Source organism: Achromobacter sp. EG18, from assembly GCF_059759395.1.
In genome coordinates, this window is record NZ_CM186213.1 from 5,758,162 (window position 1) to 5,772,134 (window position 13,973).

General features: G+C 67.6%; 8 protein-coding genes. 3 read left to right on the forward strand and 5 right to left on the reverse strand.

Annotated features, from left to right (window positions below):
• Positions 1–47 precede the first annotated feature (47 nt).
• On the forward strand, positions 48–1,607 hold the full coding sequence (locus AC6CR5_RS26605; RefSeq protein WP_006389183.1) for an ABC transporter substrate-binding protein: 1,560 nt from the start codon (positions 48–50) through the stop codon (positions 1,605–1,607).
• Positions 1,608–2,052: 445 nt separating this feature from the next.
• Here AC6CR5_RS26605 and AC6CR5_RS26610 read toward each other — a convergent pair whose 3' ends face one another.
• The 5 genes from AC6CR5_RS26610 to AC6CR5_RS26630 form a co-directional block, all read right to left on the reverse strand.
• Positions 2,053–3,615: an ABC transporter substrate-binding protein gene (locus AC6CR5_RS26610; protein ID WP_498085072.1), complete on the reverse strand. Its 1,563-nt coding sequence runs from the start codon at positions 3,613–3,615 to the stop codon at positions 2,053–2,055.
• Positions 3,616–3,689: 74 nt separating this feature from the next.
• On the reverse strand, positions 3,690–4,826 hold the full coding sequence (locus AC6CR5_RS26615) for a C45 family autoproteolytic acyltransferase/hydrolase (RefSeq protein WP_054515483.1): 1,137 nt from the start codon (positions 4,824–4,826) through the stop codon (positions 3,690–3,692).
• 243 nt (positions 4,827–5,069) lie between these two features.
• Complete coding sequence (locus AC6CR5_RS26620) at positions 5,070–6,590, reverse strand: efflux transporter outer membrane subunit (RefSeq protein WP_054480814.1); 1,521 nt, start codon at positions 6,588–6,590, stop codon at positions 5,070–5,072.
• A gap of 2 nt (positions 6,591–6,592) precedes the next feature.
• Positions 6,593–9,766, reverse strand: a complete 3,174-nt coding sequence (locus tag AC6CR5_RS26625) for an efflux RND transporter permease subunit (protein ID WP_498085073.1) — start codon at positions 9,764–9,766, stop codon at positions 6,593–6,595.
• Positions 9,763–10,944 carry an efflux RND transporter periplasmic adaptor subunit gene (locus AC6CR5_RS26630; RefSeq protein ID WP_394817517.1) on the reverse strand — a complete coding sequence of 394 codons (1,182 nt, stop codon included), beginning with the start codon at positions 10,942–10,944 and terminating at the stop codon, positions 9,763–9,765. The genes AC6CR5_RS26625 and AC6CR5_RS26630 overlap by 4 nt, the downstream gene beginning before the upstream one ends.
• 166 nt (positions 10,945–11,110) lie before the next feature.
• Here AC6CR5_RS26630 and AC6CR5_RS26635 point away from each other — a divergent pair, with 166 nt between their 5' ends.
• On the forward strand, positions 11,111–11,734 hold the full coding sequence (locus AC6CR5_RS26635) for a TetR/AcrR family transcriptional regulator (RefSeq protein ID WP_020924762.1): 624 nt from the start codon (positions 11,111–11,113) through the stop codon (positions 11,732–11,734).
• 181 nt (positions 11,735–11,915) lie between these two features.
• Entirely contained in the window at positions 11,916–13,886 is a 1,971-nt protein-coding gene (locus AC6CR5_RS26640) for a BCCT family transporter (RefSeq protein WP_020924761.1), read from the forward strand.
• The last annotated feature ends 87 nt before the right edge of the window (positions 13,887–13,973 follow it).

Genomic DNA, 13,973 nt, shown 5'->3' on the forward strand with positions numbered 1-13,973 from the left:
ATATAGTTATGAATCCGGCGTCGCATGCCCCCGGGGGAGTTCCTGCAATGCACCACCATCCTGTTTCCCGCGCGCTCGCGCTCAGCCTGGCCCTGGCCGCCGCGGGCGCGGCCCAGGCCGCTACCCTGACCATTGCCCAGCCGGCCGACATCCGCTCGACCAATCCGGGCGTGAACCGCGACAACACCACCGACGGCGTGGTGCTGAACATGGTGGAGGGCCTGGTTGGCTACCGGGAGAATGGCACGGTGGCGCCGCTGCTGGCCAAGTCGGTCGACCTGTCCGAAGACGGCCTGACCTACACCTTCAAGTTGCGCGACGGCGTCAAGTTCCACAACGGCGCGCCGCTGACGTCGGCCGACGTGCTGTGGAGCTGGCAGCGCTACATGGATCCGAAGACGGACTGGCGCTGCCGCAGCGACTTCGACGGCCGCAACGGACTGAAGGTGACGGACGTGTCGGCGCCGGACGCGCAGACGGTGGTCATGAAGATCGACCGCAAGTCGGCGGTGTTTCTGGATTCGCTGGCGCGGACCGATTGCGGCATGACGGCTATCTTGAGCAAGGATTCGGTCAACGCCGATGGCTCGTGGAAGCAGCCGGTCGGCACCGGTCCGTACCAGTTCAAGGAATGGAAGCGCGGCGAGTACGTGTTGTTGACGGCGTTCAAGGATTACGTGTCGCCCGGCGCCGGCGACAAGCCGGACGGCTACGTCGGCGCCAAGCGTCCGCTGGCCGACGAGGTGCGCTTCCTGGTGGTGCCGGACCCGTCGACGGCCAAGGCCGGCCTGGTGTCGGGCGCGATCGACGCCAGCCAGATCACCATTACCGACGTGGCCGAGCTGAAGAACAACGCGGCGGTGTCGGTGATGAGCCCGCACGACGCGACCAAGCACACGCTGCTGTTCCAGACGCAGGATCCGGTGCTCAAGAACGTCAAGCTGCGCCAGGCGATCGCGGCGGCGCTGGACATTCCGCAGGTGGTGGCGGCGGCTTCCGAAGGGCTGGGGCAGCTGAACAATTCGGCGGTGTATGCCGGCTCGGCCTATTACCAGGAAGCCGAGAAGCGCACCTACAAATACGATCCGGCGCGCGCGCAGCAATTGCTCAAGGAGGCGGGATACAAGGGCGAGCCGATCGTGATCTACGCCAACAAGCGCGCGCACGTGCCGAGCTACCAGGTGGCGGTGATCGCGCAGGCGATGATGCAGGCGGTGGGCATCAATGCCAAGATCGAGGTGCTGGAATGGGCCACGCAGCTGGACCGCTACAACACGGGCAAGTACCAGATCAGTTCGTTCACGTTCTCGTCGCGGATCGACCCGGCGCTGAGCTTCGAGCAATTCGCGGGCGACAAGAGCAAGCAGCCGCGCAAGGTCTGGGATGATCCAGCGGCGCAGAAGCTGATCGACGAGAGCTTCCTGGAGTCGGATCCGGCGAAGCGGCAGAAGTTGTTTGACCAGCTGCATGCGTTGATGCTGGAGCAGACGCCTCTGTTGGTGCTTTATAACGGGGCGGATGCTTGGGCGACCAACAAGCGGGTGCAGGGGTTTTCGGTTTGGGAGGGGAAGCCGCGGGCCTGGGAGACTAAGATCGTTGGCAAGTAAGTCGCTTTTTTCGGGGGGCTTTTTTCTGGGGCCGTCCGGGGCGGCGTTGGCCTGGCGTGCGCGGGGCTACGATTGCGGTCCGGAGCGTTCGCTCCGGACTGCCCCGTTGTCATCTTCGTCACAGCCTTCGGCTGTTCCTTCAGATTCCCTCGGGCGCATCTACACGCCCCGCGCACGCCAGGCCAACGCCGCCCCGGACTCGACCGTTGAAGCTTGACGGTTGCCGGGGCGGTTTTTTTGCTTGGGGTACCTGGATGCAACGGAGGGTGGGGGCGAGTCTTGCGGGGCCCGCGCAAAGGCGGCCGCGCGGGCGGCCTTTTTGAGCTTACGTGGTGTCTTGCGGTTGGGGTTGGCGCTGCGCGTGGGTTGCGGTTGCCGCTGCCGCTGTTTATTTGCAATGCAAAGAGGCCGCTTTTCGCGGCCTCTTTGCTTGGCGTTGCGCGGGCTACTTCGCCACGCGTTCCACTTCCCAGGCGCGCGGCTTCTTGACGGCCCAGGGGGTGTAGCCCTTGATATCGCTGCGGAAGGCGCCGATGTCCAGGCCGTTGTAGAGCGGGATGCTGGGGACGTCGGCCAGGAACAGCTTGTGCAGCTGGTCGAAGGCGGCCTGGCGCTTGGCGTGGTCGGTGTCGACCGAGGCGGCGTCCAGGAGCTTCTGGGCGTCGGGGTTGTCCCAGACCTTGCGAGGTTGCCTGGCCTTGTCGCCGGTGACCATTTCGTAGTTCAGCGCCGCGTCCAGGCGGGCGGAGTACGGGAAGGTCATCATCTGGTAGGTGCCGGCGTTGTAGCGGTCGAGCTGGGTGGCCCATTCGGATACGGACAGCTTGGCGTTGATGCCGACGGCCTGCAGCATGGCCTGGATGATGACGGCGGAGTTGTACGACTGGGGATAGCGCTTGGTGGTGATCAGTTCGATCTCCTGGCCCTTGTAGCCGGCTTCATTGAGCAGCTTCCGGGACAGCGCGGGGTCGTATTTCCAGCCTTCCTTCTGCGTCGCATCGTTGTACGGCGAGACCAGCGGGACGATGGAGTTGTTGGGCTTGGCCAGGCCTTCGGTGACGGCGGCGGCCAACTGGTCGTAGTCGATGGCGTGGGCCAGGGCCTGGCGGATCTTGGGATTGGACAGCAGCGGGTCCCGGGTCTGCAGCAGCAACGCGGTCATGCTCATGACGGGCGCGTAGGCGACCTTGACGTTGGGGGTGCCTTGCAGCACCGGCACGTCGTTGTTGGAAACGTCCTCGATGATGTCGATGTTGCCGCGTTGCAGGGCGGCCTTGGCGGTGGAGTCGTCGGGCACGATGACGAAGCGCACTTCATCGACCAGGGGGCGCTTGGAACCGGTGTAGCCGTCGCGCCTGCCGTCGCGGTTGGCGTAGTCGGCGAACCGGGTCAGGCGCACATATTCCCCGCGCTTCCATTCGGCGAAGACGAAGGGGCCGGTGCCGATGGGCTTGTCCCAGGTGCCGTCGGCCTTGACCGAGGCTTTCTGCAGGATGCCGGTGCCGCCACAGTCGGCGCGCGCCAGCGAGGCCAGGAACAGGCTGCTGGGTTTTTCCAGGTGGTAGACCACGGTCTGGGCGTCGGGCGCCTCGACGCCGGTGACCTTGACGGTGCCGCGGCCATCGAATTCGCTGGCGCAGCGCCAGCCGCCGTTGGCGGCGGTGTAGTGCTGCCAGGTCCAGAGCACGTCGGCCGAGGTCAGCGGCGCGCCGTTGTGGAACTTGACGCCCTGGCGCAGCTTGAAGGTGTAGGTCTTGCCGTCGGGGCTGATGTCGATGGATTCGGCCAGCAGCGGGCGCACTTCGGCATCCTCGCCGTAGGCCACAAGGCCCTCGACGATGTGCAGCACCACCGCGTCGCTGTTGCTGTCGCGGTTCACGCCCGGCTCGGTCGAGCGGATGTCGGCGGTGAACGAGATGCGCAGCGGCGCCGGCGCCTGGGCGCAGGCGGTCCCGGCCAGCGCGCCCAGCGCCAGGGCAACCGCGGTATTCAGGAGTTTGGTTTTCATCGATGCGTTTCCACGGGGTGCATGGGCGGCCGGGCAGGCCGGCCGCCGCCAACGGTTCAAGGGGCCGGGAGCGTTCAGGCCGCGGCCAGCAGTTCCGGCTCGGCGTCCAGGCTGTAGCGGGTGAAGGTGCGATTCAGCGCCGGCAGCGGCGCCACTTCCATCAGGCCGGCGGCCGGCTCCATGACGACCATGGCCACCGTGGCCGACAGGTTGTCGTGGCTGCCGGGGCGCGGCGGGCGGCAGACCGAGTAGGGCGTGCCGAAGTCGTCGAACAGCGCGCGCTTGAGGTCTGCGCGCGTCAGCTTGTCCTTTTCGTTCAGCAGGCGGCGTACGCGCCAGTCGCGGTAGGCGCTTTCCGGAGTGCTGGCGCGGCCGGTGTCGCGCAGCTTGCCCAGGGCGACTTCGCTGACCCAATGGTTGGCGTGCACGATCAGGTCATCGGCGCCCGGGTAGATCGGGAAGGCTTCATCGGTGGTGCATTCGTAGTCCACGCCGAAGCCCGCGGCCATGCCGATCATGATGTTGTTGGAGCACGACTTCGGGGTGGTGCTGACGGCCTTGATGGCCAGCGCGAAGTGCTCCTGTTCCAGCACCTTGCGGCGGATCAGCGACAGCGGCACGCCCAACTGGCGGAAGTCGCGGTCGGATTCCAGGTAGTTGGCGGTGATCGACACGCCGGCGCTGTTCAGGCCGCTGCGGGCCAGTCCGCCGGCCTCGACGAAGGTCAGGATGTCGGGGCCGTTGTCGTTGCGCACGCGCAGCACGATGGCGGTTTCGGCGCATTCGGCGCGCCAGTCCCAGTTCTGGCCATGGATCAGGCGGCCGTTGGCCGAGCGGGTCGGCAGGATCAGGGCGCCGGTGCAGCCGTCGCCGGGTTCGAGTTCAGCGGCCTTCTTCTTTTCGGCGCGGGCCTTGGCGATGACTTCGGTGCGGGCGTTGACCATCACGATGTCTTCGAACGGCACGTTGGCGCCGGCGGCGATGCCGCGCATTTCCTCGAGGTAGTGCGGCGCGAAGTTCTCGATCTCGCGGGCGAAGCTCTCGATGAGGCGGGTGCGCGCCATGGCGTCGTAGCCCAGGTCGACCAGCGTCTGGCCGTACATGGCGGCGCTCTTGCGCACGCGGTCGGCAGCCTGCTGGCCATAGGCGCGGCCGCGGGCCTCGGGAGTACCGGATACCGATACGAACGGGAATTGGGTGATCTGGGTCATGAACGGATAGCGGCGCGAGGCGCCGTGAGGTCGGGGAAGGGGAGAATGTTGCAAAAATATTAGCTTATTTTGGCGCCAATATTACCGAGGGTTTGCCCGGAGATAGCGGTCTGGCAAGGCTGGGCGCGACTCGTCGCGGCGCGGCGCATCGAATCCCTGGCGCTGGCGGCCAGCATCAAGGAACAGGCCCCCGCGCCGTCGGCGTCGGGGGCCTGTGGAGTCGCCTGGATTGGGTGGCGAGGGCTACTGATGTTGTTGCTGCAGTGTCTGCCGATTGGCCGCCGCATCTTCGGTGGCCCGTTGCGCCGACGCCTGTGGCGCGCGCACCGGCGAACCCATCGCCTGGAACAGCGCCGCCGTCTCGGTCAGGCGGGCATTGGCGTATTCCACTTCCCGCACCCGCGCCGCGACGTAGTGCTGTTCGCTGGCGTACGCGGTGTAGGGCGCCAGCGCGCCCAGGCGCACGCGGTTGGCGGTGTTGCGGTGCGACTGCTCCGCGGCCCGGCGCGACGCCTCGGCCGAGGCCAGCGCCTGACCGTCCGCCTCCAGTTGCGCCAGGGTGTCGGCCACGTCGCGGAAGGCGGTCAGCACGGTCTGCTTGTATTGCAGCACCGCCGCCTCATAGCGCTCCTTGGCGGCGCTGCGTTCGGCCAGCAGCGCGCCGCCGTGGAAGATCGGCTGCGTCAGCGACGCGCCGATTGCCCAGATCGACCCCGCGCCCGACAGCGCCGTGGGCCAGCTGAAGCCGCCCTTGCCCATCGATGCCGACAGCGACAGGCTGGGGAACAACTGCGCCGTGGCCACGCCGACGTCGGCTGCCGCCGCGCGCAGCACGGCCTCGGCGACGTGGATGTCGGGCCGCGCCGCCAGCAGTTCGGACGGCACCAGCACCGGCACCTCCTCGGGCACGGCGATCATGGCGAAGGCCAGGTCGGGCGGCGCCTGGTCGGGGCTGCGGCCCATCAGCACCGCCAGCGCGTGGCGCGTGGCCTGCCATTGCGCGCGCAGGCCCGGCAGCGAGGCTTCCAGCGTGGCGGCGTCCTGGTCGGCCTGCAGCGCGTCGTTCTGCGAGGCCGAGCCCAGTTCGTAGCGGCGCTGGGTGTCGCGCGCCACCTGGCGCGCCAGCACCACCTGCTTTTCGGTCAACGCCACCCGTTCGGCCAGCGACGCCGAGGTGATGGCGCCGGTGACGATGTTGCCGGCCAGGGAACGGCGCGCCGATTCGAGCTGATAGGCCTGCTGTTCCACCTGGGCCGCGCGCGACACGTTCTCGAAGCGCGCCGCGCCGAACAGGTCGAGGTCGTACTTGGCCTGGACCTGGCCGGTGAAGACGTTGTAGAGCGCCGTGGGTTGCGGCAGGTTCGGCATGGTCAGCGCGCGCTTGCGCGAAACGTCGGCGCCGGCATCCACCGAGGGCAGCAGCGACGAATTGACCTGTCCGCGCAACTGCTCGCGCGCGCCGGCCAGATTGCGCTCGGCCGCGGCCAGGTCGGGGCTGTTGGCCAGGCCTTCCTCCACCATGGCGTTGAGCGCGTCCGAACCAAAGCGTTTCCACCATTCAGGCACCGGACGGCCTTCGCGCGCATAACGCTGCGCCACGCCCTGTGCCGGCGCGCCGGCGGCGGGCAGCGCTTCGACGCCGTATTGCGCCGGCTGCGCCATCGCCGGCGGCTTGCTATCGGGGGCGAAGGCGCAGGCGCCCAGCGCCAGCAACAGCGGCAGGGTGGCCAGGCGCCAGGCCGGGGTCGGGAGACGGAGGGACATCGTCAGGCTCCTCGTTCTACGTTGTCGCCGGCGTGGGCGCCGGGCGGCACGCCTTCGGGCTCTTCGCGCTCGTCGTGGCGCACGCGGAACCAGGCCGCGTACAGCGCGGGCAGGAAGAACAGCGTCAGCACCGTGGCGCTGGTGATGCCGCCCATCAGCGCGGTGGCCATGGGGCCGAAGAAGTTGCTGCGCAGCAGCGGGATCAGCGCCAGCACCGCGGCCGCGGCCGTCAGGGTGATGGGGCGGAAGCGCCGCACCGTGGCGCCGACGATGGCGTCGACACGTTTGTGCCCGGCGCTGATGTCCTGTTCGATCTGGTCGACCAGGATCACCGAGTTGCGCATGATGATGCCGAACATCGCGATCACGCCCAGCATGGCGACGAAACCGAACGGCTTGCCGAACAGCAGCAGCGCGGCCACCACGCCGATCAGGCCGAGCGGCGCCGTCAGCACCACCATCAGCACGCGGGCAAAGCTCTGCAACTGCACCATCAGCAGCGTCAGCACCGCCACGACCATGATGGGCATCTGCGCGTTGATGGACGACTGGCCCTTGGCGCTTTCCTCGACAGGGCCGCCGACCTCGATGCGATAACCTACGGGCAGTTCGGCGCGCAGCGCGTCCAGCTTGCGGTCGATGGCATGGGTGACGTCGATGCCCTGGGCGCCGGCCGTGACGTCGGCCTGCACGGTGATGGTGGGCTGGCGGTCGCGTTCCCAGATCACGCCGTATTCCAAACCGTAGCGCACCTGGCCCAGGCTGCCCAGCGGCACCGGGCCGTTGGGCGTGGGCATGGCGAGCGTGGCCAGGCGGCCCGGGTCGATGCGCTCGCTGTCGGGCGCACGCAGGCTGACGTTGATCAGCTTGTCGCGCTCGCGGTATTGCGTCACGGTGTAGCCCGACAGCGTCATCGCCAGGAAGCTGGAGATGTCGTTGGAGCTTACGCCGACTTCGCGCGCCTTCTGCTGGTCGATGTCGAAGCGCACCGAGCGCTCGGACGGTTCGTCCCAGTCGAACTGCACGTTGACAGAGCGGCTGTCGGCGCGCACTTCGGCGGCCACCTTCTCGGCCACCTGGCGCACCTCGGGGATCTTGTCGCCGCTCACGCGGAACTGCACCTGGAAGCCCACCGGCGGGCCGTTCTCCAGCCGCGACAGGCGGCTGCGGATCGCCGGGAACTGGTCGCGCAGCACCGGCTCCAGCCAGTGCGCCAGCTTCTCGCGGTCTTCCACCGAATTGGCGGTGATGACGATCTGGGCGAAGTTGGGCGTGGCCAGCTGCTGGTCCAGCGGCAGGTAGAAGCGCGGCGCGCCGGTGCCGACGAAGCTTACCGAATGGGCGATCTCGGGCCGGCCGTCCAGTGTCTTTTCAAGCCGCTCGACCTGGCGCAGCGTGGCTGCGAACGAGGCGCCTTCCTGCAGCCGCACGTCGACCAGCAGTTCGGTGCGGTCCGAGCTGGGGAAGAATTGCTGCGGCACCAGGCCGAAGCCAGCCATCGACAGGATGAACACCAGCACCGTTGCCAGCAGCACGCGCCAGCGCCGGTCCACGCACCACGCCACCCAGCCGCGCAGGCGCTGGTAGAAGCGGGTGTTGTAGATGTCGTGCTCGTGGTCGTCGGGCAGGTGCGCCTCGCGCTTGCGCTCGGGCAGCATGCGGTAGCCCAGCAGCGGGATCAGCACCACCGCGGCGAACCAAGAGGTGATCAGGGCGATCGCCGACACCTGGAAGATCGAGCGGGTGTATTCGCCGGTGCTGGACTTGGCCAGCGCGATCGGCAGGAAGCCGGCCACCGTCACCAGCGTGCCGGTCAGCATCGGGAAAGCGGTGCTGGTGTAGGCGAAGGCGGCGGCGCGCGCGCGACTCCAGCCCTGTTCCAGCTTCACCGCCATCATCTCGACCGCGATGATGGCGTCGTCCACCAGCAGGCCCAGCGCCAGCACCAGCGTGCCCAGCGAGACCTTGTGCAGGCCGATGCCGAACATGTCCATGAACAGCGCGGTCACCGCCAGCACCACCGGGATAGAGATCACCACCACCATGCCGGTGCGCAGCCCCAGCGAAACCAGGCTCACGATCAGCACGATGGCCACGGCCTCGGCCACCGAGCGCAGGAATTCGTCCACCGAGAACGACACCGCCTTGGGCATGCTCGACACCTCGGTCAGCGTCAGGCCGGCGGGCAGGCGCGCCTTGAGCTCGCCGAACTTGGCCTCCAGGGCCTTGCCCAGGTGCACCACGTCCTGGCCCGGCTGCATGGTGATGCCGATGCCCAGCACCGGCTCGCCCCGCGTGCGCATCTGCTCGGCCGGGGGATCGTCGTAGTCGCGGTGGATGGTGGCGATATCGCCCAGCCGGATCGACTTGCCGTTGACGCGGATCAGCGTCTCGGCCAGTGCCCGGGTGTCCTGGAACTGGCCGCTGGGCCGCACGAACACGCGATCGTCGGCCGTGGTCAGGGTGCCGGCGCTGGCCACCGCGTTCTGGCTGTTGATGGCCTCGGCGATCTGCTGCGGCGACACGCCCAGCCGCGTCAGCTGCGTGTTGCTGATCTCGATGTAGACGTGCTCGGGCTGTTCGCCGAAGTAGTCGACCTTGGCCACGCCCGGCACGCGCAGCAGCACCGTGCGTAGATTGTCGGCGTAGTCGCGCAGCTGTGCCGGCGAGAAGCCGTCGCCGGCCAGGGTGTAGATGTTGGTGTAGACGTCGCCGAACTCGTCATTGAAGAACGGCCCCTGCACGCCTTGCGGCAAGGTCGCGCCGATGTCGCCGACTTTCTTGCGCACCTGGTACCACTCGTTGGCCACCTCGCTGGCCGGCGCCGAGTCCTTCATGGTGAAGAAGATCAGCGATTCGCCGGGGCGCGAGTAGCTGCGCAGGAAGTCGGTGGACGGCGTTTCCTGCAGCTTCTTGGCGATGCGGTCGGTGACCTGTTCCTGCACCTGTTGCGAGGTGGCGCCGGGCCACAGGGTCTTGATGACCATCACGCGGAACGTGAAGGGCGGGTCTTCGGACTGCGCCAGGCGCGAATACGACAGCACGCCGAACAGCGTCACCAGCGTGATCAGGAAGATCACCAGCGGCTGGTGCCGCAGGGCCCAGGCCGACAGGTTGAACTTGCCTTCCTCGTGGCGGTGCGCGGCGTTCTGATTCTCGGGAACCGGCGCGCTCATGATGCGAAGTCCTCGGGGTGCAGCGGCGGCACCGCGCGGACCTTTTCGCCGGCCGACACGGCGTGCACGCCTTGCCACACCACGCGCTCGCCGGCCTGCACGCCCTGCGACAGGGTGACGCTGCGCGCGTCGTAGCGCAGCACCTGCACACGGCGCAGCTCGAGCGTGTCTTCCTGCGGCTTGACGATCCAGACGGCGGGCTCGGTGCCGTCATGGAACAGCGCGGTCGCCGGCACCGTGTAGGTGGTGGCGCCGTTGGCCTGGCGGTTGTCGAAGCTGATGTTGGCGGTCATGCCCAGCCGCACTTCGGGCGAGGGCGACTCCAGCGTCAGCTTGGCGCGGTAGGTGCGGCTCTGCGGATCGGCCGCCGGCGCGATCTCGCGCAGCACGGCGCTGAAGGTCTTGCCGGGCAGCGGCGCCAGGGTGACGGTGGCGCGCTGGCCGATGGCCAGGCCAGCCAACACGCTTTCGGGCACGTCGCAGAGCGCGTCGACGTCGCCCGACCAGGCCAGGTTGTAGACCGCCTGGCCGGCCGCCACGTTCTGGCCGGTGTCGGCCTGTTCGGCGGTGATGACGCCGGCATGGTCGGCCACGAGGGTGGTGTAGTTGAGCTGGTCGGCCGACAGCGCGGCCTGTTGCGCCGCCTGGTCGCGTTGCGCCAGCGCCGAGGCGTAGGCGTTGCGGGTCTGTTCGAGCTGGTTGGCGGCGATCAGGTTTTCGCGGGCCTGGGCGCGGTCGCGGTCCAGTTGCTGCTTGGCATAGTCCAACTGGTGCTGGGCGGCCGACAACTGGGCGCGGGCGGCGGCGGCATTCTTGGTGGCGTCGGCGGGATCGAGCCGGGCGACCACCTGGCCGGGCTTGACCGTGTCGCCCAGACGCACCTTGCGTTCGATGATCTTGCCGCCCACGCGGAATGACAGCGGCGTGCTGTAGCGCGCCTGCACTTCACCCGGCAGGGTCCAGGCCGGCAGCGCCGCGTCGGCCTTGGCCGGCATGGCCACCACCGGGCGCGGCGGCGGCGCCTCGGCTTCCTTGCTGCCGCAGCCGGCCAGCGCCAGCGTCAGCGCCAGGGCGAGCGCGGGCCAGGGGCGGCGGCGCAGGGGAGAGCGGGAAAGCGCCGCGACACGGGCGGCGGGATTGCGCGCGACGACGGGCGCGCAAGAACCTGGAGAATTCACGAAACACCTCGCGACGCGGGCATGAGGGGGGAACAGGACACGGGGCGGCCGGCCGTTACAGGCCGGCGCGGCGCCTTGGCAATCCGATACGGGATGGATTCTAATGCGGCTATGTATTCAAATACAAGTGTGAATCTGAAATCGTTCCAGATGATAGAATCTGCGCATGTCAAAAGTCCGCCTTACCCGAGAGCAAAGCCGTGACCAGACGCGCCAGCGCCTGCTCGATGCCGCGCAATCGATCTTCCTGACCAAGGGTTTCGTCGCCGCCAGCGTCGAGGACATCGCCGAACTGGCCGGCTATACCCGCGGCGCTTTCTATTCCAATTTCGCCAGCAAGTCCGAACTGTTCCTGCAGCTGCTCAAGCGCGACCACGAAAACGTCATGAGCGACATGCGCGCCATCTTCGAGGCCGGGGAAACCCGCCAGCAGATGGAGGACAGCGTGCTGCACTACTACAGCAACCATTTCCGCGACAACGAGTGCTTCCTGTTGTGGATGGAAGCCAAGCTGCAGGCGGCGCGCGACCCGGAGTTCCGCATCGGCTTCATCGCCTGCATGGGCGAACTGCGCGACGCCACCACCGAGTACATCCGCCAGTTCTCCGAGCGCGTCGGCACGCCGCTGCCGCTGCCCGCGCGCGAACTGGCCATCGGCCTCTTGGCGCTTTCCGACGGCATGCAGTTCAGCTTCGCCTTCGATCCGCAGAACGTCAGCGCCGAGACCACCGAATCGGTGCTGGCGGGATTCTTCCGCCGCGTGGTGTTCGGCGAGCGCGACAGCGGCTAGCGTTGTCGCCCGCGGCCATGGCCCCATTGCCGGGCAATCGGGCCGTGGCCGCGGCGATCGCCGCATCGCGGGCATTGTCAGGGTGCTCGTTCGCGTGATAGTAATTACAACGGCGCGCCGGCTGGACTGAGGGGGCCAGCGCCGCAGCCTCAGGCATCCCTCGGGCGAAAGGAGCGGCAGCATGTCTTCAGAAACCCGACCATCCACCATCAATCGTCCAGTGTTTTTCACGGCGGCGGTATTCACGCTGCTGCTGGTGGGCTTCGCGATTTCCGCGCCCAAGGCCGCGCAGGGCCTGTTCGAGGCGGTCCAGGCCTGGATCCTGGGCAACGCCAGCTGGTTCTACATCCTGGTCGTCGCCATCATCCTGTTGTCGGTGGTGTTCCTGGCCGTCAGCCGCTACGGCGATATCAAGCTGGGCCCCGATCACAGCGAACCGGACTACCGCAATTTCACCTGGTTCGCCATGCTGTTCTCGGCGGGCATGGGCATCGGCCTGATGTTCTTCGGCGTGGCCGAACCGGTCATGCATTTCATGGCGCCCCCGGTCGGCGAGGGCGGCAACGCCATCGCGGCGCGCGAAGCCATGAAGATCACCTTTTTCCACTGGGGCCTGCATGCCTGGGCGATCTACGCCATCGTGGCGCTGATACTGGCCTTCTTCAGTTATCGCCACGGCCTGCCGCTGACCCTGCGGTCCGCGCTGTATCCACTGATCGGCAACCGTATCTACGGGCCGGTGGGGCATGCGGTCGACATCTTCGCGATCCTCGGGACGGTGCTGGGCGTGGCCACGTCGCTGGGCCTGGGCGTGGCGCAGATCAACAGCGGCCTTAACCACCTGTTCGGCGTGCCGGTGGGGGTGCCGACGCAGATCATCCTGATCATCGTCACATGCGGCCTGGCGACGCTGTCCGTGGCCAGCGGGCTGGACAAGGGCATCCGCATCCTGTCCGAAACCAATCTGATCCTGGCCGCGGTGCTGCTGGTGTTCGTGCTGGTGGCGGGCCCCACGGTGTTCCTGCTGCAGACCTTCGTGCAGAACACCGGCGCCTATCTCTCGGACATCGTCAACAAGACCTTCAATCTCTATGCCTACGAGCCGACCGACTGGATCGGCGGCTGGACCTTGTTCTACTGGGGCTGGTGGATCGCGTGGTCGCCGTTCGTGGGGTTGTTCATCGCCCGCATTTCGCGCGGACGCACCATCCGCGAATTCGTCAGCGGCGTGCTGCTGGTGCCGGCGGGCTTCACGCTGTTCTGGATGACCGTGTTCGGCGACACCGCCATCCACCTGATCCTGGTCGATGGCGTCAAGGATTTTGCCCAGACGGTGCAGGCGGACAGTTCGCTGGCCCTGTTTGCCTTCTTTGAGCAATTGCCCTGGAGTGGGGTGGTCTCGCTGGTGGCGATCGCCATGGTGGCCGTGTTCTTCGTGACCTCGGCCGACTCCGGCGCATTGGTGGTTGACCTGCTGGCCTCGGGCGGCTCCGACCGCACGCCGGTGTGGCAACGCATCTTCTGGTCGTTGCTGATGGGCGCGGTGGCCATTGCATTGCTGCTGGCGGACGGCCTGACCGCCCTGCAGACGGCGACCATCGCCAGCGCCTTGCCGTTCTCGGTGATTCTGCTGCTTTCGCTGTGGGGGCTGTTCAAGGCGCTCAAGCTGGATGCGACCAAGCGCGGCATCCGCTTCCAGTCGTTGACCTTGTCGCGTCCGGCGCGCGGCGGCCAGTCGTGGGAACGGCGGCTGCGCAACATGGTCATGATGCCGCGTCGCGCCCACGTGCTCCGCTTCATCGCGGACGTGGTGACGCCGGCGCTGGAGGACGTGGCCGACGAACTGCGCAAGCAGGGCTACGCGGTCGCGGTCAAGGAAGGCGACGTCGAGGGCGGCGCGGTGCTGGAAGTGAACCACGGCGAGCACCTGGACTTCTTCTATTCGGTGCAGCCGCAGGCCTTCGTGCGGCCCAGCTTGACGCCCGAGGAGGCCGCCGACGAGGAGGAACGCAAGTACTTCCGCGCCGAGGTCCACCTGCGCGAGGGCGGGCAGGACTACGACATCATGGGCTGGAGCCGCGACGCCGTCATCGGCGACATCCTCGACCAGTACGAGCGCCATCGCCATTACCTGCACATGGTCCGTACCTAGAGGCTATCCGCGCCGGCCCGCGCCGGCGCCCGTCCTTTTCCCGCAGACCGCCGGCCGTTGCCGGCGGTTTTTTTTGCGCATTTTTCG